The organism is Leptospira vanthielii serovar Holland str. Waz Holland = ATCC 700522 (genome assembly GCF_000332455.1).
In the GTDB taxonomy this organism is placed as follows: domain Bacteria; phylum Spirochaetota; class Leptospiria; order Leptospirales; family Leptospiraceae; genus Leptospira_A; species Leptospira_A vanthielii.
Map to the genome: position 1 here is coordinate 17,501 of NZ_AOGY02000072.1, position 21,954 is coordinate 39,454.

Here is a 21,954-nt window from a genome sequence, read left to right on the forward strand (position 1 = left end):
CTAACGAAATGTCTCTGAAATCGCCTTTGAAAATTATTAGAAACAAACTAACAATGATTGTGTTTGGATAGAGAGCCCTTGCAAAAAAATTCTGAAGCTTAAATAGGCCGAAATGATCTATCTTCCAACAATTTGTCCAGACAAATGCTAAATTGATCTCAATATCACCGTCCTAACTACCCTTAATTACTTGCCAATTCCATTACCTGCTGTTAGGTTTGGAAAAAATTAAGGAAATCCAAATGAGAATATTAAAAATCCAAGGGATTATTTTACTTCCCTTACTATTGTTTGCAATGGCTTGCAAATCATCTGTCTACCGGCTTGAGTCCCCAAAGTCGAAAGATGAAATCAAGTCGGTGGGTTTGGTTGGCTATGGAATTTATTTAGAATACCCTCCAGGCCTTTTAGGTACGGAAAAGAATTACCAATTTGGTGAGGCTTTTGGAGACCTAATTGTAAAGCTAGACGCAGATAGCAAAGTGAATGCAAAGAAAAGAACTCCCGATCCGGCAGATGTCTTAGTGGAAGAAACGGAAAAGGAAAAAATTTACAACGGCAAAAAGTTACAAATTATTTCCTACATTTCACGTATTGTTCCCGCTGATGGGAAATCATATGCAGTTTCTACAACAGGCTATGTTTACTGCCAAACCAAAATTGTTTTCGTTAACGGTATCCCAACGACCCAACAACAATGTAATAATGTGTATATAGACTTTGATCCAGAAGATACAGCAAAGGTAATGAATATCAAAGCAAAACCAGGTGAAATTCAATACTTAGGATTATTTAAAGGCGTATTAAAGGAAACAACTTCTGATGATCCATTTGCACTTCCAGTAACATTAGATGAGTTAATCGGTATTTCCCAAAAAAAGAAATTTGTATTAGAAAAAGACAATGGTTTCATCCTAAGATCAAATTCAGAATTACTCAAAGACAAATACTATTACCCTGATTTACGTAGACCTGGATACGATGAATATGTTTTCCTAGAAGGGATCAGTAAATCAAACCCCAATTCTTATTGGAAAGAAGTTGCTGATAAAAAGTTGAGCAAGTTTAAAAAGTAAACATAACAACTAAAAAAAGGAAATAGAATGATAAAAACTTTTTATAAAACATTCACACTTGTAACTTTAGGAATTTTAACAGCCAACTGTTTGAGTTTTCGAAGTGGTGAGTTCGAAGGTGCTCCTGTCGTAAAAAAATTCGGTGTTCCCAAAAAGATTTCAGTGAAAGTGAATGCCAATTACCAAGTTTTGGTTGATGGACAGCCAGGTTCCACTAACGAATTCCTAGTGCAAAAATGGAAGAATGAACCTGCCAAACTTTTGAACGAAAGTGATGATGTTTCTGCGACAAGAAGTGAAACAGAAGCAAACTACATTTTTGATATCAAAGTTACTGAAGAAATGGGATTTTTTTCTGCGAATGTTTCTATTTGGTTTTTTCTGCCAACCTTAGGAATTTTGCCGTATTACACAGGTTCTCATATAACCATGACTTTAGCGGTGAAAGATAAAAAGGGAAAAGTTCTTGGAGAAATCAAAAGAGAAGAGAATAAAACAGAAATTGGTCAACTTTTATTAATTCTTGTTATGCCTTTTGCTGATCCAGTGGCAAAGGTAGATGCACAAAGACGAGAGTTACTTAGTTCTGCCTATTCAGAAATCAAAGAAAAAGGTTACTTAAAGTAACAAAGTTTAAAAGATTTTCATTTCGATCTCAGAAAGAAATGAAAATCTTTCCCATCTATGACAAAAGGAAGCCTTCACCTAAATTCAGTTAAAGTGGCAAATTCCAAATTTTGAATCATCTCATTTGTATTGTAATCAAAACCGAAACCTTGAAACAATCCTTTCCATAGAATCAGATACCTTTTGCAAACGGTTTGCTTCTTCGGAAATTTCACTGAATGTGGTTGAGATTTTGGAATGATTTTCCCATAACGCTTGCAAGTTGGTGTTAGATTCTTCGGTATAACCTGTTTGTAATTTCATCTCTTCGGTGATCTGTTCCGCATCCCTTTGGAACTCACCCACAAGTCCTTTTAAGGATTTTACATTTTCGGAACTGGTTTCACTGTTTCGACCAAACATCTGTACCACTTTTGAAATTTCTTCGAACTTTGATTTTACGTCTTCGTTGGTGGAGATGATTTCCTTCATAGATTCCAAACTTTCTTTAGAGGCCACTTGGGATAACTTCACCACTCGTTTGATGTCTTCAATATTTTTTGCCGTTTCATCGGCAAGACGAGACACCTCTCCTGCTACCACAGCAAAACCCCTACCCATAGAACCGGCTCTTGCTGCTTCAATGGATGCGTTGAGAGAAAGTAAATTCACACGATCAGAAATATCTTCCACTATGGAAATAGTGGCTTTGATATTTTCACTCATTTGGTTCATCACTTCCACCTTTTCATAGGCAGATTGGATGGCATCCTTGGCCACCTGCACAGTGCCAATCGAATGGACTGTATTCTTTGCCAATTCATCTGCTTTTTTTGAAAGATCTGTCATCTCATTGGTGACTCGTGTGAGTTCCAAAGCCAAAAAATTAGTTTTGTCTTTTTGGGAAAGAACACGTTCATAGGTTGCCTTGGATAAACTTTGGATTTGGTTTACGGACTCAAAAGTAGAATCTAGTTTTGTTTTTTCGGAACTGACCTGCAAATCAATCAACCCCCCTTTATCCAAGATTATTTTGGAGGTTTCCATAAGGGATATTGCTTCATCTTTTGCTGTTTGAAAGTATTGTCGCAACGAATCCATAAATAGGTTTAGTTTTGTAATCGTATGACTTAGGTTTGTTGCTGAAAGTTGAGGAATGGTTTCTGACAATTCTCCTTTGGACAATTTTTCGATGGAATGGTTTAGGTTATCAATATCTTCTTTCAAAGATTTACTTCCTACATAGGCCGCATAAATAATAATCACAACCATCATGCCAAACACAACAGGCATTTGGTAAACCCAATAAGGAGATTTAAATTCAGTCAGTAGAATCAAAAACAAATAATAACCCAAGGTTAACATTGGCAGAAGTGCCACGGCGATCATGGTAAATAGATTTCTTTGAAAAACACCAAAAATTCGGATTTTTGTCTCATCTAAAAGAATAGCTGATAATTCTTTAGCCTTGAGGACGGGACTTAGGTAAACCTCTGTTTGGAAATAAAAGGCCAAATAGATGATTGGCGAAAGCATGATACAAGCATAAGGTAAGGCAATAATTTCTTTCCAAGGAAGACCGAGTAAAGTCACTGCCATAAAAGAAAAACCAAAAATGGAAACTGTCCAACGAATGAGGATCACTCGACCTTCCCAATGCGGGTGTTCCAAAAGACCTTTTTTTAAACCTTCGAGAGTTTTTATGTCGGTGTTCTTTGTGTAGGTTAACAATCTCCTGAGTCTTTTGTTGCGAAGGCCAATACCAATCACCAAAGGAACCAGAGAAAGGAGAGTCCCAAGAATTCCTAATTGGATCAGGGTATCGGTAGCAAAACCTGAGGCAAACAGGCAGAAGTTGATAAAGTAAGGAAAGATGAGTAAGTATAAGGGAGCTTCAATCGCAATTGTCAATTTCCTGATAAGTAGATTCTGATTCATTTGCTTGGTATCCGCCGTTTAGTTTGTCAATATTCTAGAAAATCCAAAGAGACTTCACCTACTTTCGTAATTTTTTTTCTATCGAATACTCTCTGCAAACGTTCAGAAATGAGGACTCATCCGAAAGGTTAGGAAAAATCAAACAGATTGTAGCTCCAGAATGGAAATTTCAGAAGGTGCACCTAACCGGAACGGAGGTCCCCAATACCCAGTTCCTCGGCTAACATAGATTAGCGAGTCTTTATATTTATGTAAACCTGAGACAAATTTCTGCGCAAAATAAATAAGTATATTGCCAGGGAAAAATTGGCCCCCATGAGTATGTCCTGAAATTTGTAACTGGAATCCAACTTCGTTTGCTTCGTAAATACTATTGGGTTGGTGAGCCAAAAGAATCTTATAATCACAATCCTCTCCCCCTTCCATAGCTCGTTTAGGATTGGTTTGGTGGGATTTGATGATTTTTCCCGCAGCCAAATCGGTCACACCTGCCATCAGTAATTTGGCATTACCAATGTTTAGGATTTGGTTTTCATTAAGTAGAATATTGACACTTAACTTTTGAATTTCCGGTAACCAAGAAAGAACTCCCGAATAATATTCATGATTTCCTGTTACATAAAAAGTTCCGTATTTTGACCGAATATCGGCCAAAGGTTTTAGATGTTGTTTGAGAGTGGCTACCGGTCCATCGACCAAATCGCCAGTGATCACAACGGCATCTGGCTTTTGAAGATTGATTCGTTTGACTACACGTTTTAAAAATCTTTCTTTGATGGTCGCACCAATATGCACATCAGAGATTTGTACAATTTTAAAACCGTTCAAATCGGGATGTAAATCTTTTACAGGGATGGAAACTCGTTTGTATCTCAAACGAACATGGGCATTGAAAAACCCTAGAGAACTAAGGGCAGTTGCCACCACAATGGTAGAAAAAGCCAAACTAAAGTTTTTTACTTCGGTAACTCCGTCCAGAGGAAACCCAAAATGAAGTAAGGTCGAAAACAAAACTTGCGAATAATGAGTCACAATCCCTAAGTCAACCAGGCGAAGAAGGTCCATAAGAAGAACCAGAGTGAAGAGAATGGAAAAAAATCCAAAGTTAGTAAAGGTAAGATAGGCAAAAAATGTTTGGGTTTTTTCTTGTTTCGAGATCCGACTGAGTGCATAAGTCAATGGAACAAGCAAAACTAAAGCTCCAATTCCAAATAAAATCACTGTTACCACCGGCCCATTCAGTGAAAGTCCTGAAATCAAGCGAAAGGTAGAATAATAATAGATAAATCCAAGTAAGGATGTCAGAACGGACAAAAATAGGAAGAATGCTTTCAATCGAGTAACCCTATTCTTTGGACAGGGATTTGATTGTGAAAGTTGTCGATAATTAGACAGAAGGTAGAGGATGAAAGAAAAAGATACAGTTAGAACGAAATCCGATGTAATCTTGATAGGTGCAGGCATCATGAGTGCCACATTAGGAGTTCTTTTGAAAGAACTAGCACCCCACCTAACAATCACCGTATTGGAAAGGTTAGATGCCGCTGCAAGAGAAAGCTCAAATGCCTGGAACAATGCGGGCACCGGACACTCTGCATTCTGTGAATTGAATTATACCATAGAAAACGAAGATGGATCCATCCAAACCAAAAAGGCTCTGCAAATTGCAGAATGGTTTGAAATCTCTAAAGAATTTTGGGGATATTTGGCAGGCACCAAACGAATCCTAGATGCCGATGAATTCATCCATTCGGTTCCCCACTATAGTTTTGTTTGGGGAGAAGAAAATTTTTCCTTTCTTCGGAAACGTTACGAGGCCTTAAAAAAATATGAACTCTTTAAAGATTTAGTTTATTCGGAAGATAAAAGTACTATAACGGACTGGCTTCCTCTGGTCATGAAAGGTCGGGATGATTCGGAACCCATTGCGGCAACCAAAATGGAGTTAGGAACCGATGTCAATTTTGGAACTCTCACTCGTGCTATGTTTCGTTATTTAGAAAGTTTTCCTGATGTTCATGTGCATTATTTTGAAGATGTGAAGGATTTGGAACGTGGGGAAAATGGATTCTGGCACCTAACTTCAAATAATATACAAACCCATGAAAAAGAACACCATGAAGCCAAATTTGTATTTATCGGTGCTGGTGGAGGGAGCCTTCCTCTTTTAGAAAAATCGGATATCCCAGAGGCCGCCGGATTTGGTGGATTTCCTGTCAGTGGACAATGGTTACGTTGCCGTAACCGTGATGTGATCAAACAACATTTTGCCAAAGTGTATGGAAAAGCCAATGTAGGTTCTCCTCCTATGTCTGTTCCCCATTTAGATACAAGGATCATTGAAGGAAAAAAAGAATTATTATTTGGACCTTACGCTGGTTTTACGACCAAATTCTTAAAAAAAGGATCCTACTTAGATCTAGTAAAGTCATTAGAGTTTGATAATATTTTCCCTATGTTGTCTGCCGGAATGCACAACCTTCCTTTAACAAAGTATCTGATAAGTCAAGCCGTGCAGTCCCATGAAGATCGAATCTCGGCACTACGAGAATATTTTCCTGAAGTCAAAGCAGAAGATTGGGAATTGGTTGTTGCCGGCCAAAGAGTTCAAGTCATCAAAAAAGATGAAGAGGAAGGTGGAGTTTTAGAATTTGGAACAGAAGTTGTGGCCGCGAAAGATGGATCTCTGGCAGCACTCCTTGGTGCGAGTCCCGGTGCCTCCACTTCGGTTTCGATTATGTTAGAAGTTCTTGCGGATTGTTTTCCAAAAGAAATACAATCTATTGAATGGAAAACCAAACTAAAAACAATGATTCCCAGTTTCGGTGAATCAATGAAAGACAACCCCGATGTTTGTACAACAAGCAGAAGGAAAACAGAACAACTTTTGGAGTTAAACCAAGGAACGAGTATTAGCTCCAAAGTATAAGTTTTTATAAATCGATTGAGTTTCCTTAAAATTATCTATTTTTTCGAAGCTCAATCACTACTTTTTCTTTCGAATCCACATTGTACATCGTAGAACCTTGTGTGGAATCAGTAATCCTTTTGGGATTCACACCCTTTTCACGAAGCACACGAGAGATTGCTTGGGAACGCTCAAATCCAATATCATAATTTTCATAATTTCCTGGAACCTCTTCTTTGAAAGGAGTTGTGTAAGTGATTACCTGGACATCAAAGTCTTTGTATTCATTCTCTAAACTTCGAGCAATGGCATCCAATCTTGCACGACCTTCTAAGTGGATGCGGCTAGACGGAAGATCAAAAATCTCACGGGCAAGAAATACAAAACGTTCCAATTTTGTTTCAACCACCGGTTCTTTGGTTTGCGAGGGAATTTCAGGACCTACAGATTCAATTACTTTTGTTTGTTTGTTCTCCGGTTCAGGAATCGGATTTGTTGGTCCAAGAAGAGAAAAGTTGACTCCCAAACCCAACTTAAAAAAAGTTTCTTCATAATTTCCTCTGTTTCTATGTCCTGAATTTGGAGCTTCATACTTTACTATATAAACATTGGAATGTTCTATCTCTGTGCTTAAGAAAAATTGGGAATCAAAATGATACCTAAGACCGATAGCACCAAACACTCGATTTGTAATACCACCAAACATTTGTTCAAATCCAACTCCACCACCTATCCGAATATAAGGGTCGATTATTTCATTCGGAAGGAAGTGAAAGAACAGATTCAAATCTCCTGAATTTGCACTAAAAACAGTTCTTCTACTTTGGACTGCAAGATCATACGTATCACCTAAATTTAACTTTTCGAGTTGCGAATTTGTATTTGGTCCCAAAAAAGATAGTAAAATAATATTTCTTGCCTCTAAGGCACGAAAATAGGATGCACTAATCACTTGATTAGAATAAGAAAGACCAATCCCAAAATATCGAAATATACCATACTCGAACCCTAACTCCCCGCCATAACTCGAAAGTTCAGTACGGTCTTTTGTAAACTCTGCAATCATTATATAATTGCCAGCACGATTGATGGTATCTACATACGGTGAGTTTAACATGAGAAAGTTTGGTTGGTTTGTGGTCTCAACTGTTTTCTCCATACTTCCAGAATGATTTCCTAATCCAGAAGATCCAAAACCATAAAATACGAGACTCCCTCGATCAAAACCTTGGCCATATAGGGTGGAAGCCGAAAAAAAAATTGAAGTTGCAGTATAAATAAAAAGACATTTCCAATTCATTTTTTGCATGAATGATCGTTTTTCCTCTTAATTGTTTAATCAAGTCGAAATTTCTGAAAAACTCTGTCACAAATGTTTAGGCCTATCTCGTCTTGGTAACGAGGTATAACAATGAAACCGAAAATATTAATCCTTGGGGCCGGATATGCTGGAATTTTGGCGGCAAACCGTTTAGACAAACAATTAAAAGATGCCGAAATTACAATCGTTTCTGAATCGATTGGTTTTAAAGAGAAAATTCGTTTCCACGAGTTGGCATCTGCAGGCACAAAAAAAGAATTAAAAATCAAAGATCTTCTCCGAACAAGAATTAGTTTTTTACAAGGAAAAGTTAAGAAGATTCTTCCCATTGAAAAATCAGTCCTAGTCGAAGGAAATCCCGATCGAATCAATTACGATTTTCTTGTTATTGCTCTCGGGAGTTCCCAAATTCGCCCTATACAAATCTCAGAAAATTCTATCCAATCCAAAGAGGCTGTTTCTGAGTTTTTGAAAAAAAACCAACATAGGGAAATTCAAAAACTTTGTATTATTGGAGCTGGACTTACAGGTATCGAAATGGCAGCCGAATGGAAATACTTTCATCCCCAATCAGCAGTCACTATCATTGACAAAAACGAATTAGGAGCTTCCTTTTCAAAAAAAGGAAAAGAATATTTACGAACCTTTATGTTGGAAAACAATATCAATATTTTGGATAATACAAATATTGAAAAGGTAAGTGAAAATGAAATCACACTAATAAACCAAGATAAGTTATTGTTTGACTGCTTTATTAACTGTAGCGGATTCAAAGGTTCCGATCTACTGAAAGAAGCAGGCTTTCAAACGAATACCCAGAATCAAATTTATGTAGATCCCTTCCTCAGATCCCGTCAATACCCAAATGTTTTTGTTGCCGGAGATTCAGCTTACTTAGAAAATTCAATCTTACGTATGGGTTGTGTGACTGCATTGCCAATGGGAGCTTATATTGCCGACCAACTAACAAATCTGATTCAGGGGAAAAAACTATCACCTTTTTCATTTCAATTTGTTGGCCGCTGTGTTTCTCTTGGTAGGAAAGAAGGTCTCATCCAGTTTACTTATGGAGATGACAGACCCAAAGAACGGATCATCAAAGGAAGATGGGGGGCGATAATTAAAGAACTAGTCAATCGATTTACTATTTTTTCGTTAAAGATGGAAAAACGATCTCCCTTTCGATTCTATTTTTGGCCAAAAGGAAATCCATTACAAATGGAAAAAAATATTTCACCAAAAACAATTTCTATTAGGACATAAAAACGTGAATGATATAGATTTATTTTTAAAATGGAAACACTATATTTTCTCTATCGCATACCGAATTACAGGTAGTTATGTGGATGCAGAAGACATTGTCCAGGAGAGTTATCTTAGATGGCTCTCCGCTGAAAAACTCTCTATTCAAAACCATAAATCTTATTTAGGAAGCATTGCCGCAAGACTGGCGTTTGATCTTTTAAAGAAAGCCTCACGAAAAAAAGAATCTTATATTGGACCATACTTACCTGAGCCAATCCCCGAAACCGCAGAGACAATGGATGATGAAAAAATCAATTTTGCTTTTCTTGTGATATTAGAAACACTCAATCCGACAGAACGAGCAGTCTTCATATTACGAGAGTTATTTGATTTTGACTATGAATCCATTTCTGAGATTGTGGGAAAAAATACTGATAACTGTAGGCAAATATTAAGCCGCGCTCGGACGGCCATCCAATCTCGAAAGAAAAAATTTGATCCAGACCCCAAACTTCATTCCAAGTTATTAATTGAATTTAGCTTTGCTTGTTACAACCAGGACACAAAATCTCTAACCAATTTGTTGCGCGAGGACGTCATTGCCTTCTCCGATGGGGGAGGAAAGGTTCATGCTGCAAGGATTCCAATTCCTGGAATACAAAGAGTCATTTCTCTACTCGCAAGAACCACAAAGAAAGCAACAGAATCCACAGAAATATTTTTCGGTTATGCGAACGGCTCGCCAGCTATCATTGGGTATTCCAAGGAAGGACCTAGTATTGTCCAAATTTTTACTACCCAAGGGAACAAAATTGATACTATCTATAATTTAGTAAATCCTGATAAACTAAAAGGCTTCCAGAACAAAGAAAACCTTATAAAATTAGGATTTCTACGAAAACCAACATTTTTTGAATGGTTTTCGTCTCATTGGAAGCATTTTATTTCCTTTTGGTAAAACACAAAGATTTACTTACTTTCCTTCGTCTCATTATACAAAGGCAATGAAGATATCAAAACCGATCTTCCTTTTGATCCTGCTCATCACAACACTTAGTGGTTGTGATACCAGTAACATTGCTGCTGTACCTATCGCCAAAAAAGCAGTGTTAGACCTTCGGGGTTGGGACTTTGAAACCATGGGAAACGTTCCACTCAATGGAGAATGGCAAATCGATTGGAAAGATTGGAATCCAAAAGAAAATTCTCTGAACAAGGAATTCACAATAGTTCCGGGACATTGGGCCAACTCAAATTCAGAAAAATACCCAACTGGTTTTGGCACACTAAGCCTCACAATATTAGTTTCTGAAACTGCAAAAAATTTATACCTTCAGAATGGAGTCACTCGCAATGCTTTCGAAATTTCTGCGGGAAAGGAAACCATTTACAAATCAGGAACTATTGGAGAAAATTATTCCGCTGAGATTCCTAATCTCAACATACAAACTGTATCTTTACCAAATTCTCTTAACAACCAGATTCATCTTTCCGTAAGAATTTCCTGCTTTCATTACCATATTTGTGGGATTGCAACGCCATATATTCTAGGAACCCATTTAGGAATCAATAAATCGTTTTTAGAAACCATAAGCCGAGATGTTTTTGTATTAGCATCCCTTCTTACTTTAGCACTCTTCCATCTTGTTTTATACCTTTTTTGGAGAGATGAAAAAACTCATATCTACTTTGCATCTGTTTGTTTTTTAGCTGCCATTCGTTTATTAAGCACAGGCGAAACTCGATTAATCTATAACTACCTTCCACCTGGAATCTACGAAACCATGGTAAGAATCAATGGAATCAGTTTTGTTCTATTGTATCTTTCTTTTGTCCTCTATGTCAGAGAAATTTACAATTCAGAAAAATACAAACTTATCTATAGGATTAACTTCTTTGTGGCATTCTTATTATTCTTTGCACTGCCTCTAAATATACTTACTTTTTCAAAATTTCTAGCTTTTCATCTTATCCTTTCCCTCCTAGCAATTTTTGGGTTACTCTATCCTATCATTCACGGAGTGATTTAAAAAAAACCAGGTAGTCGTTTCTTTTTATTTTCTTTGATTGCAACCTTGTCTTTATTTTCTTTAGACATACTCACTGAATTTGCAAAAAAAGGAACCGCCTATCTTGCGCAATACGGGTTTCTTGTATTTGGACTTTCACAAGCGCTCTTCATTGCTGATAGGATGATTGAGAACTTTAGAAACAAAGAAAGACTCAAACAAGAGAAAGAAAATGCAGAAGCAAAAGTAAACTTTAAAACTTCTTTCCTTTCCACAATGAGCCATGAAATCAGAACACCCATGAACGGAATTTTGGGAATGACTCAAATATTAAAACAAACAGAATTATCTGAAGAACAAAAAGAATATTTAAATCTCATTCAATTTAGTGGGGATAATCTTTTGCTACTTGTGAATGATATTTTGGATTTAACAAAACTAGAATCTGGACAATTTGAGTTACATTTAGAACCAATGCCTCTTCCAAAATTTTTAAATGATTGTATCAATCTCTTTAAATCGCAAACAGATCCAAATCAACTGAAGATTGAATTAGATTTTTTAAACAAACTACCTACTTTTCTGATCACGGACCAAAGACGATTTGCACAGATTTTGACAAACCTACTCAGCAATGCAGTAAAATTTACCGAAAAAGGAAACATCACTGTTTCTATAGAATCAATTCCTTTATCAGACAATCAAGTTCGATTGGTGATTTCAGTTAAGGACACTGGGATAGGAATTCCAGAAGATAGGATGGGGATTTTGTTCCAACCATTCTCGCAAGTGCATTCTCATCTAACTGAAAAAACTGTGGGAACAGGGCTTGGACTTGCAATTACGAAAAAATTAATCGAAGAAATGGGAGGATCCATATCCGTACAAAGTATATACGGAAGGGGTTCCAATTTTACATTTCAATTTAATTCTCAAATCCCAGAAGAATCCTTTCAGCCAAATTCATTTACCAAAGTGGGAGAAACCATTCCCAAAATCGAATGGGATTCTAAGTTATCCGAAAAATATCCATTGAAAATTTTAATTGCTGATGACGATCCCATCAATCAAAAGGTATCCAGCCTTTTTCTAAAGAAACTTGGATACACCGCCTTACAGGCTGAAAATGGCGAAGGAACATTGGATATGGTGCGATCAGAATTACCTGATCTGGTTTTTATGGACATTCAGATGCCGGACATGGACGGGATCACAGTAACAAAATGTATCCGTCAATCTCAGGCCATTCCCAAACAACCAGTGATCATTGCTCTTACTGCCAATGTCCTCGAAGAAGAAAAACAAAGATGCCTTTCTAGTGGAATGGATGATTTTATGACAAAACCACTCTTGTTACACGATCTTGATTTTATGATCCGAAAATGGGCCAAAAAAGATTTGGCGCCGTCCAATACTTAAAGGACAATACTTTTGGCTACAACTCTCGGTAAACTTCCCCATGGGGAGATTCTCAAACGTATCTCTCAGTCAGAACACTTTCAATCAGGGAGTTTCCAAAACCTGGAACATACTGAGATGTTAGCACCTAACAGTTCCTACTGGAAAATGGCGATTAAATATTGGCAAAAACCAAATTCAATTCGACCCTCGTCTCCCATTCCCTCTTTAAAAATCAATTTAAAAGAATTAGATGTTAAAAAACCTCAATATATCTGGTTTGGACATTCTTCTTATTTGTTGTTAGCTGATGGAAAAAAAATCTTAGTAGACCCGGTTTTTTCCGGTTATGCCTCTCCTGTTCCTTTTGCTGTAAAATCTTTCGAAGGAACCGATGTTTATTTACCAGAAGACATGCCAGATTTGGATATCTTACTCATCACACATGATCATTATGACCACCTAGATTATGAAACTGTAATCAAATTACACCCAAGGACAAAAACCATCATTGTTCCGTTAGGTGTATCTGCACATTTACTTTCTTGGGGTATTCCTTTACAGAAAATTGTGGAGTTGGATTGGTTTGAGTCGAAAGAAATTGCTGCGAACTTAAACGTAACTGCCACACCCACAAGGCATTTTTCTGGACGAAGTATACTCCGAAACAAAAGTCTCTGGTGTTCTTATGTTTTAAAAATGGGAGAATATAAAGTATTTGTGGGAGGAGACTCTGGATTTGGATCGGTATTCGAAACCATAGGAAAAAAGTATGGCCCCTTTGATTTGGCATTTTTGGAATGCGGGCAATACGGTGACGACTGGCCTTCAATACACATGCGCCCAGAAGAAACAGCACTTGCAGCCGAAACCATTGGAGCCAAATCTTTTGTGCCAGTCCATTGGGGGAAATTCATTCTTTCCCTCCATCCATGGAACGATCCAATCAAACGAGTGCTTGTTGCTTCTCAAAACCTAAAACTTAATTTGCAAGTTCCTAAAATTGGTGAAAGTTTTGCCTTCACTGGATCTGGTAGTGTGGATGGTTGGTGGAATTTTCAGTGACAAAGAAACTGAATTCCTACTATCGTTAGAATGTAATTTATCCAAGGTCCTAAAGAATGAATCATGCCTTAGTTGTTGGTGCCACTTCCGATATTGGAATGCATATTGTAGAATCCCTAACCAAAAGAGGATTTTCTCTTTCCTTAACCGGAAGAAACAAACAAAAGTTAGATGAAATTAAAGAAAAACTTAATTTCCGCTTTCCGACTACATCCATTGATACTTTTGTCTTGGATATCACAAACTTTTCCTCTCATACTTTATTTTATGATTCCTTAACTACCAAACCTTCTATTGTTTTTTTTGTCCCAGGTTATTATGAGGACCAAACCAAAGCCAGGGAAGACCAAACAGAACTACTAAAAACAATTAACACCAACTTTTCAGGTGTCGCATCTCTGATTAATATCATCTCATTGGATATGGAAAAAAAAGGGAACGGAACCATTGTTGCCATCAGTTCTGTGGCGGGGGACCGTGGCAGACAATTGAATTATATCTATGGAAGTGCCAAAGCAGGTTTAACAACCTATCTTTCTGGCCTTAGATCTCTTTTGTTTTCCAAAGGGGTCCATATCTGTACCATCCAACTGGGGCCTGTCTATACCAAAATGTCAGAAGGCCACAATCTCCTTCCATGGCTCACCTTACAGCCGGAAGTTGCAGGTGAGCTCATTGTCAAAGCAGGAATCTCGAAAAAGGATTTAGTTTATATCCGTTGGCCTTGGCGTTGGATCATGATGCTGATTCGAATGATTCCTGAATGGATTTTCAAACGCCTTCCACCATTTTAATTTTTTGAAAACAACCAGAACAGACAAGTCGGATAACAAAAATCCGTTTTGCCAATTACTTTAATTTCTGATACTGTGTTACCAGTGCATCGGTATTAGAACCAATCCCTTCGATTCTTGAGACCACAATACCTTCTTTAGAAACCAAACTATAAACGGCAGAATGATTAAATTCACCATTCGAAATCTTTTTGTAATTGATTCCAAGAACCACTGACAACATACGAACATCTTCTTCTTTACCAGAAAGAAGAGTCCAATTGTCGTTTAAGTTCATTTTCTTTTTATAAACACTAAGAACTGCCGGTGTATCTTTTTCGGAATCAAAACTAACAAGAACCATACGAGGATTCTCACCCGTTGTTTCTTTTATTTTTTTTGCAAGTTGTTCCATATCTGCCACAAGTCTAGGACAAATCGATTGGCAAGTGGCATAAAACATACTAATGATAAAAAGCGAACCTTTGTAATTTTTTAGGACCTTCGGTTGGTTCGATTCTGTTGTCCACTGGGAGCCCAAGTCAAACAAACTCCCCTGTGCACCGTCACTAGCTGCCAAAACATGGTCGTCTCCATGATGGTGGTGTTCACCGGAACTATTTTCGTCACAACCAAAACTCATGGTAGAGGCAATAAGAAGAATTGTGATTTTGTGAATGAATTGAATTTTCATAATGAATTGTCCTTAATTTTTTTATCTGACGCACATCGGAACCCTAAATACTTAGCGGTATACCAACCTTTTAAACCTGCACGATACCCATAACGCATGTAAGATGCGTAATTGGAAAAATCATTTGCTTTTAAGGAACCACCCCCGCAAAAAAGACTACTTTCTAAATCTGTATCTTGTCTGGAATCTCCAGTGACGGAAGTGTTATTAAAATCAAAGACCCACTCCCAAATCATTCCATGTTGGTCATACACACCGAACCCATTTTTGTATCGACCCACAGAAGGAAGGTATTGTGGTTTTTGTTCTCCATACCAAGTAAGGATTACCGTTTCCACTGCCTTTTTATTTTTACCAGTAGGTGGGATGTTTGCGACATACTCCCACTCTGATTCTTTGGGTAACCTTTTTCCTTTCCACTGGCAATAGGCGTTGGCTGAAAACCAAGAAACATAAGTAACAGGGGAATTCGTTTGGTTTTGATCTGGACCTTTTCCCTTCCAATCCCCTAAATAACCACCATCGGCAAATAGAGGAGATACTTTTCCCTTTTTCCATTCTGGATTTACTTCGAGAAATTCGAAATATTCTTTCTGTGTCACCGGATACTCATCCAAATAGAAACTCTTAACTTTGACACTAACACCTAACTTTGAATCGGTTTCCTTTAGAAAGGGTTTCCAATTCCCGGCAGGGATTTTTACCATTTCACTGGAAAGTGGAAACACAAAAATTAAGATCATAAGAAAAAACAAACGATTCATTTTTGGCTCGTAAACTTTGAAGTTATTTGACCTCTGCTTCTGAAACCATAATTCCTTTGTTTCCCCACTGGTTGTAAACATAACTAAGGACACTGGCAATCTCCTCATTGGAGAGTTCTAAGTGAGGCATCACGTTGTTGTATTTTTGTCCATTCACGGTGATAGGTCCACTCAAACCCTTTTTCAAAATTTGGATGGCACGACCTTTGTCCGCATTGAGATAGTCCGACTTGGCAAGTGGAGGAAACACACCCACGACACCTTGTCCTTCTTTCATGTGACAAGCGGCACAAACCGATTTATAAACTCTTTCCCCGTTGGCCAAAATTTCTTTCGGAGTTTTTGCAGAAACTTTCGGTTTGACTTCTGTTACCATTCTTTGGATAGCGGGTCCTTCGGGAAGATAAACTGTATCATCTTGTTTTCCAGAATAAATTGTGGCGTTAGGTTCCCCTTCTACCTTCAACATCCCAAGCGAACCTTTGTTAAATGTTCTAAAGATAGAATGGTCGACCAAAATAAGGGTACCCGGAACATCTACTTTAAAATCAACAATGGCGGAACCACCAGCAGGAATGAGTGTAGTTTGTACATTTTTTTGGTTGGGAAGAACTCCACCTTCAGTATACACATTGTCAAAAATTTCTCCAATCACATGAAAAGAAGAAACTAAATTGGGTCCTCCGTTTCCTACAAAAAGACGAACCTTTTCGCCCACTTTTGCAGTGATGGCTCTGTCCTCTACAAGAGAACCTACGGATCCGTTAAACACAACATAATCGGGAATTTCAGTGACTGCTTTTTCCATACTAAATGGTTGGAGTCCAGGTTCTCCATTTTTCCCTTTGGTATAAAATTCGCTTTGAACCACATAATATTCTTTATCTACTTTTGGAAGATCATCCTTGGGTTGCACAAAGATCAAACCATACATACCGTTCGCAATATGCATTCCCACGGGAGATGTAGCACAGTGGTAAATATACAAACCTGGATTTAAGGCTTTAAAAGAAAATTTAGAAGCATGGCCGGGAATGGTTAGGGATGCAGCAGCTCCTCCCCCTTGGCCAGTGACTGCGTGCAAATCAATGTTATGTGGCATTTTACTCGAAGGGTGATTTTTTAGATGAAATTCTACGTCATCCCCTTCTCGAACGCGGATCATGGGGCCTGGCACCGAACCTCCAAAGGTCCAAAAGGTATACTCGACTCCATCGGCAAGCCGACCCACCACTTCCACGGTTTCGATATTTACGATCACTTTAGCTTCACTGGTTCTGTCGATATGAGGTGGAACTTCAGGGGCATAAGTGAGTTTGGCCTCTTCTGTTTTTTGTCCTGAACAAACAGTGAATAGGCTTGATATGACCATAAGGAGAAGATAAATTTTTAAGGTCTTTGGTTTCGGTAGTTTCATATACATTTCCGTATCCTTTCGTTTCATTCTAAATTGTCTAAACGCAACTCTCATTGATACAAATCAATAGATTCGATTATAATCGTTACAAATTGCACAAAATTTGTGAATAGAGAAGTATTTTTTCCTTCACTTTCTTTCATTCAGGAAAAAACTGAATTGAAATTCTAAATCGACGGATTCGAAACTGGGATAAATATGGGTTTGGTGCCCCATGACTTTAGATCCTCAAAGAAGCCTCAGTAAGTTTCGTAGCCTACTCCATATCTCTTCCATTCTGAACGCAAACTTAGATTTGCACCAACTCCTCCCCCTCATTATGTTATATTCTAAAGATCTACTAGAGGCCGAGGCAAGTTCCCTTTTTCTTTTGGAAGATGAAGAATTTCTCTATTGTGAAGTGGCTCTCGGAGAAAAGGGAGAAATCATCCAAGAATATGCTCGCTTAGAGTTAGGGGAAGGAATTGTGGGCATGGTGGCCCGAGAGAAAAAACCCATTGCCCTGGAAGATGCATATAAGGACCCAAGGTTCAATGCTAGTATGGACAAACGCACAGGATTCAAAACCAAGTCTCTAATTTGTGTTCCTCTTTTTGTAGAAGGTAGAATCATCGGGACTCTTGAGGTCATCAATAAAACCAACAATCGTTTGTTTGATTCCTCGGACTTAGAATATTTAATTTCTCTTTCTGAAGTGGCCGCAACTGCCATCCAAAATGCAAATACCAAAGATAGTTTAGACAAACGTATCCTCGAATTATCTTTGTTAAATGAATTTGAAAGATTGTCTGTATCCGAAAAAAGTTTACACGAACTAGGAAAGTGGATTCTCAATCGTGTTTTAGAATATTTGGGTGCAACTTCTGGAACCATTTACTTGGCCAATGCAGAAAACAAGGAACTCAGTATACTTTCCGCAAAAGGAATTCCAGAAGAAGCCTATGAACAAATCAAAGTTCCCTATGGAACGGGTGTATCTGGTTGGGTGGCAGAAAAAAGAGAAAGCCTACTCATCCACAACTTAGATTTGGATCCTCGGTATAACAAACTCTCTCCCTATAAATTTGAATCCAAATCTCTCATTTCCGCACCACTCATCTTTCAAAACGAACTACTTGGTGTGATTAGCATCAATAACAAACTTTCTGGATATGCTTTCCAACATTCCGATTTGGATTTACTCACAAACATTGCAGCAAGACTCAGTAGTACGATTAAAAATGCACAACTTTTTCATCAAATTGTAGATACAGGAAAAGAACTGAATCGTGCCAAAAATATCATGAAAAAAATCATGCCTTCGATACTTCCGAGTACGAACGAACTATCCTATGGAGTGGCACACATTCCTTTGGAACAAGTGGGTGGTGATTTTTATGATGTCACCCAACTAGAAGATTCTAAGTTTTCCGTTTTGATTGCAGATATCTCAGGTCACGGTCTTTCGGCTGCAGTTCTTGCGGCTATGGCACATATGGTTTTAAAAAACTTTGAACAAGACATCAAACTTAGCCCTTCTTTGTTTTTAACAACGCTGAACCACATGTTGTATGGAAAATTGGCCGGAAATTTTCTCACTGCATTCTATGGAATCATTGATCTGAAAAACAATACCATCCTTTGTGCCAACGCAGGCCACAACGCCCCATTTTTATTAGATAAAAAAGACTCACCTATTGTCCAGTTAGATGCGAAAGGAAAAATTTTGGGGCTCATCCCTGATTTGTTTTATGAAGAAAAAACCTTCTCCTTCTCTTCTGGAAATCGTTTGGTAATGTATACAGATGGAATCACGGAACATATGTCTAAAGACCATAACAAACGTTATGATGAAGAATTATTCCAAAAGGCAATTCAAAAAACGAAGTCTCTAGGTGCCCAAAACACAGCCGATAATCTCATCCAAGCCGCAAAAGATTATGTGGGATCTAACGAGTTTGCCGATGATGTAACTGTTTTGTTAGTGGACCGGATTTAATACCGATCCATTTTTTTAACTCTTTTTTACAAAAAAACTATGTCGTTACTTTCCAACTTTCGGTACTTCCCGTATGGTAGTGTTCCACTAAATCCATAATTTTCTTTGGTTCAGAAACCACGAGAGAACTTTTTTCAAATAAGGTTTCCGATTTATAAGCAATGACTTGGGCCTGTTCTGATAACCCAAGTAGGATATTGGAAATTTGTTTGGAGGCAAGATTTGCTTCCAAAACTGATTGATCGATTTGTCTAACTTGGTCTTCTACTGATTCCAACTGTAACGTCACTCGAGTGGATTCTTGCAAATCATGATACAAAGACGTAGATACTTTCTTTAAAATTGATTTCATTTCAGAAGACAAATCAGAAACAGAAAAAATCTCTAACGAGGCTTCTTGCACCTTGGTTGAAGTTGCTTTAATCACTGATAATGTTTCAGCTACGTAAGTTTTTATTTCTTCCGCAGAGACAGCAATTTGTTCATTCAAACTCATCATCTCTTTTGCCACGATGGCAAACCCAGCGCCAACATGACCAACTCTAGCAGCCTCAATGGATGCGTTTAAGGAAAGTAAGTTGGTCCTATCGGCAATTTCTGTGATGATAGAAACAATATTTAAAATTTTACTAGAAGCATGTTTAATGGCATCCATTCCTTCTAAAGAATCAGAAATTTTTTGTTTTCCTAAAGTTGCTTTTTCAGTGGATCTTATAGATATTTCATCCAAACCTTTTAGAGCACTTTGTGTTCCGTTCAAGTTTTGATTTACTGCATTCATATAATCTCTCATGTCTGACATGATGATCGAATGGTTTGCCGTAATTTCTTTGATATTGGCGAGAGCAGAGGTCAGTTCTTCCATACAAGCTGCAGCTTCTTCACTTCCCGAAGCCATAGAATGCGTAGAAGTAAAAAAGTGATTCGTTAAGTCTGTCAGTTCTTCAGAAATACGAAGCGAAACATGAGTTGCCTTTTGGATTTGAGAAACAATACCCCAAAGGTTAATACTCATACTTTTCATTGAGAGTAACATAATTTTTATTTCATCTCTGCTATCGTTTTGGAAATGATCTGGGTATTGAAATCTTCCAGAAGAAACAGAAATGACTGATTCTGTAGCCTTTTGCAACTTTCTGTTTTTCTTAGATAAAACGTATAAAAAAGAAGAAGCAGTGACTGTTTGTAAAAGGAATAAAAGGCCACAATACAAAGGAGTTTCGGGAAAATGAAATGTAAAAAGAATCAAAAAAGGTAAAGAAACCATAAGGATTAGAAAAAAATCAAGGTATTTAAAAGTGCGAATGTTTTTGACGACCTTCCCTTTTTTTCTCAAAGTAAAGGAACGGTTTCCCATTTTTTGGTACAACTTCTCGTAAAAATCTTTCTTTTCCTCTGCCAGTTTTTTCCGAACGGAAACATAACCTACAATCTTCCTTTCTTCATTGAGTATAGGTGTGATAGTTGCATCCACCCAATAGAAGTTCCCGGATTTGGCTCTGTTTTTCACAGCCCCAGTCCAAGGAAGGCCCACTTTAATATAATCCCAAAGTTCTGCAAATACAACAGTGGGCATATCGGGGTGTCTTACTATGTTATGCGGTTTTCCTATCATCTCTTCCACAGAATATTCTGAAATTCTTGCAAAGTCGGGAGATACATAGGTAATCAACCCTTTTGTGTCAGTGCGGGAAATAATTACATCTGATTCGGTGAGGATGTTTTCTACTGAATTCACTTTTACATTTTTCAACTTTTTAACCTCAAACTAGATGGTAGTTGTATCGTCGAAGGAAATACCATACACTGTTTGTTAATGTGTTTAGGTATTTTTAAGTCGACTAACGTTACGTAAGTTAGAAAAGTAGAAATTTGTAGCAACTCGGTTGTTCCTTTTTTACCACAAGAAGCTCTTGATATTTGTCAATAGGGAATAAGCGTCCGTTATGTGTTAAAAAAAAAGTTATAAACCTAACCCAACAATGAGTGTTTCAAATTTCTTTTCGGTCATTAACTCGTGAGTTAAAAATGTTCCATCAAAATAAATTCCTAATGTTCCAAAGGGACTTCCCAGGTCTTGCGCTTCTTTGTGGTTCTTCAATTTTTTAATTTCCACAGGAATTTTGTGTTTTTTGGATAAATTGGCAAGTATTGCAACATACTCATCCATAAAGGGACATTGGTTCGAATAAATAAAAGTAAATCCTTTTTTAAGGGAATGAATGTTTGTTTTTGTTTGATGGATAAAAGATGGGTTTTTTGCCTTTTTGTTTAGTTTTAATACCAGTAATTCGAAATAAGGTGCGGCCGTATCCACCAGTTCAAACCCATGTTTCAAATAGAATTTTTTATCAGTTAAAAATGGTTTTACCTGGTTACTTGTCACAACAGCAATCCCATCCATTTTTTTCTGTTTCGTATCACTGATACACTCATTCAACAATTGAGTAGAAAGACCTTTGCCTTTAAACTGACCCGATACCCATAGACAATGGATCACCATAAAATTTTTTCCAACAATCGGTTTCCATACTTTCTCAATGGGCATGTATTCGATAAATACTTTCCCTCTTTCATCCAATCTTTTGAAAACAAGACCATCATCGAAACGGTCCTTCATCCATTGTTTTTTGGATTCTGTCCGTGTTTTGTTTTTAAGATCGTTTCCAATCGCACAACAAATATGTTCTGCATCAATATTCTCTTTATCGATTGAAATGATCTTCATCATAAAAATCTCCTAAACCAAAGTCGTATTATTT

18 protein-coding genes are annotated in these 21,954 nt (G+C 37.5%); 10 read left to right on the forward strand and 8 right to left on the reverse strand.

Features of this window, described 5'->3' with window-relative positions:
- Positions 1-242: 242 nt before the first annotated feature.
- Positions 243-1,076 carry a hypothetical protein gene (locus LEP1GSC199_RS17835; RefSeq protein ID WP_002989545.1) on the forward strand — a complete coding sequence of 278 codons (834 nt, stop codon included), beginning with the start codon at positions 243-245 and terminating at the stop codon, positions 1,074-1,076.
- Positions 1,077-1,103: 27 nt separating this feature from the next.
- Complete coding sequence (locus tag LEP1GSC199_RS17840; RefSeq protein ID WP_002989153.1) at positions 1,104-1,703, forward strand: hypothetical protein; 600 nt, start codon at positions 1,104-1,106, stop codon at positions 1,701-1,703.
- 135 nt (positions 1,704-1,838) lie between these two features.
- On the opposite strand, the gene LEP1GSC199_RS17845 is transcribed toward LEP1GSC199_RS17840, so the two are convergent.
- Both LEP1GSC199_RS17845 and LEP1GSC199_RS17850 read right to left on the reverse strand, forming a co-directional pair.
- Complete coding sequence (locus LEP1GSC199_RS17845) at positions 1,839-3,620, reverse strand: methyl-accepting chemotaxis protein (protein ID WP_002989375.1); 1,782 nt, start codon at positions 3,618-3,620, stop codon at positions 1,839-1,841.
- A 138-nt stretch (positions 3,621-3,758) separates the two neighbouring features.
- The gene (locus tag LEP1GSC199_RS17850; protein WP_002989259.1) at positions 3,759-4,955 is read right to left on the reverse strand and encodes a metallophosphoesterase; all 1,197 of its coding nucleotides are present in this window, start codon (positions 4,953-4,955) and stop codon (positions 3,759-3,761) included.
- A gap of 70 nt (positions 4,956-5,025) precedes the next feature.
- Between LEP1GSC199_RS17850 and LEP1GSC199_RS17855 the strand changes: the two genes are divergently transcribed.
- Complete coding sequence (locus tag LEP1GSC199_RS17855) at positions 5,026-6,549, forward strand: malate:quinone oxidoreductase (RefSeq protein WP_002989473.1); 1,524 nt, start codon at positions 5,026-5,028, stop codon at positions 6,547-6,549.
- A gap of 31 nt (positions 6,550-6,580) precedes the next feature.
- Here the strand turns inward: LEP1GSC199_RS17855 and LEP1GSC199_RS17860 are convergent, their stop codons facing one another.
- On the reverse strand, positions 6,581-7,837 hold the full coding sequence (locus LEP1GSC199_RS17860; protein WP_002989240.1) for an OmpA family protein: 1,257 nt from the start codon (positions 7,835-7,837) through the stop codon (positions 6,581-6,583).
- 102 nt (positions 7,838-7,939) lie between these two features.
- Between LEP1GSC199_RS17860 and LEP1GSC199_RS17865 the strand changes: the two genes are divergently transcribed.
- The 6 genes from LEP1GSC199_RS17865 to LEP1GSC199_RS17885 are packed head-to-tail and all read left to right on the forward strand — an operon-like array spanning position 7,940 to position 14,360.
- On the forward strand, positions 7,940-9,112 hold the full coding sequence (locus LEP1GSC199_RS17865) for an NAD(P)/FAD-dependent oxidoreductase (RefSeq protein WP_002989585.1): 1,173 nt from the start codon (positions 7,940-7,942) through the stop codon (positions 9,110-9,112).
- A gap of 4 nt (positions 9,113-9,116) precedes the next feature.
- Positions 9,117-10,052, forward strand: a complete 936-nt coding sequence (locus tag LEP1GSC199_RS17870; RefSeq protein WP_002989653.1) for a sigma-70 family RNA polymerase sigma factor — start codon at positions 9,117-9,119, stop codon at positions 10,050-10,052.
- Positions 10,006-11,124 carry a 7TM diverse intracellular signaling gene (locus LEP1GSC199_RS21935; RefSeq protein ID WP_002989621.1) on the forward strand — a complete coding sequence of 373 codons (1,119 nt, stop codon included), beginning with the start codon at positions 10,006-10,008 and terminating at the stop codon, positions 11,122-11,124. The genes LEP1GSC199_RS17870 and LEP1GSC199_RS21935 overlap by 47 nt, the downstream gene beginning before the upstream one ends.
- A 45-nt stretch (positions 11,125-11,169) precedes the next feature.
- Positions 11,170-12,522 (forward strand): ATP-binding protein, encoded by a 1,353-nt coding sequence (locus LEP1GSC199_RS21940; RefSeq protein WP_002989410.1) that lies wholly within the window; start codon positions 11,170-11,172, stop codon positions 12,520-12,522.
- Positions 12,523-12,534: 12 nt separating this feature from the next.
- Positions 12,535-13,566, forward strand: coding sequence for an MBL fold metallo-hydrolase (locus LEP1GSC199_RS17880; protein ID WP_002989666.1), 1,032 nt, complete (start codon positions 12,535-12,537; stop codon positions 13,564-13,566).
- Between the two features lie 56 nt (positions 13,567-13,622).
- On the forward strand, positions 13,623-14,360 hold the full coding sequence (locus tag LEP1GSC199_RS17885; RefSeq protein ID WP_002989386.1) for an SDR family NAD(P)-dependent oxidoreductase: 738 nt from the start codon (positions 13,623-13,625) through the stop codon (positions 14,358-14,360).
- Between the two features lie 55 nt (positions 14,361-14,415).
- On the opposite strand, the gene LEP1GSC199_RS17890 is transcribed toward LEP1GSC199_RS17885, so the two are convergent.
- Genes LEP1GSC199_RS17890 through nirK form a run of 3 tightly spaced genes read right to left on the reverse strand, consistent with a single transcriptional unit; the run spans position 14,416 to position 17,220 of the window.
- Complete coding sequence (locus LEP1GSC199_RS17890) at positions 14,416-15,033, reverse strand: SCO family protein (RefSeq protein WP_002989145.1); 618 nt, start codon at positions 15,031-15,033, stop codon at positions 14,416-14,418.
- Positions 15,030-15,797, reverse strand: coding sequence for a formylglycine-generating enzyme family protein (locus tag LEP1GSC199_RS17895; RefSeq protein WP_002989344.1), 768 nt, complete (start codon positions 15,795-15,797; stop codon positions 15,030-15,032). Before LEP1GSC199_RS17895 ends, LEP1GSC199_RS17890 begins: the two co-directional genes overlap by 4 nt.
- 22 nt (positions 15,798-15,819) lie before the next feature.
- Positions 15,820-17,220, reverse strand: coding sequence for a copper-containing nitrite reductase (gene nirK / locus LEP1GSC199_RS17900; protein WP_002989209.1), 1,401 nt, complete (start codon positions 17,218-17,220; stop codon positions 15,820-15,822).
- 208 nt (positions 17,221-17,428) lie between these two features.
- On the opposite strand from nirK, the gene LEP1GSC199_RS17905 reads away from it, so the two are divergent.
- The gene (locus LEP1GSC199_RS17905) at positions 17,429-19,192 is read left to right on the forward strand and encodes a GAF domain-containing SpoIIE family protein phosphatase (RefSeq protein ID WP_002989309.1); all 1,764 of its coding nucleotides are present in this window, start codon (positions 17,429-17,431) and stop codon (positions 19,190-19,192) included.
- A gap of 37 nt (positions 19,193-19,229) precedes the next feature.
- Here the strand turns inward: LEP1GSC199_RS17905 and LEP1GSC199_RS17910 are convergent, their stop codons facing one another.
- Together LEP1GSC199_RS17910 and LEP1GSC199_RS17915 are read right to left on the reverse strand one after the other, a co-directional pair.
- Positions 19,230-20,945: a methyl-accepting chemotaxis protein gene (locus LEP1GSC199_RS17910; RefSeq protein WP_002989647.1), complete on the reverse strand. Its 1,716-nt coding sequence runs from the start codon at positions 20,943-20,945 to the stop codon at positions 19,230-19,232.
- A 210-nt stretch (positions 20,946-21,155) separates the two neighbouring features.
- Positions 21,156-21,923 carry a GNAT family N-acetyltransferase gene (locus LEP1GSC199_RS17915; protein ID WP_002989597.1) on the reverse strand — a complete coding sequence of 256 codons (768 nt, stop codon included), beginning with the start codon at positions 21,921-21,923 and terminating at the stop codon, positions 21,156-21,158.
- Between the last annotated feature and the right edge of the window lie 31 nt (positions 21,924-21,954).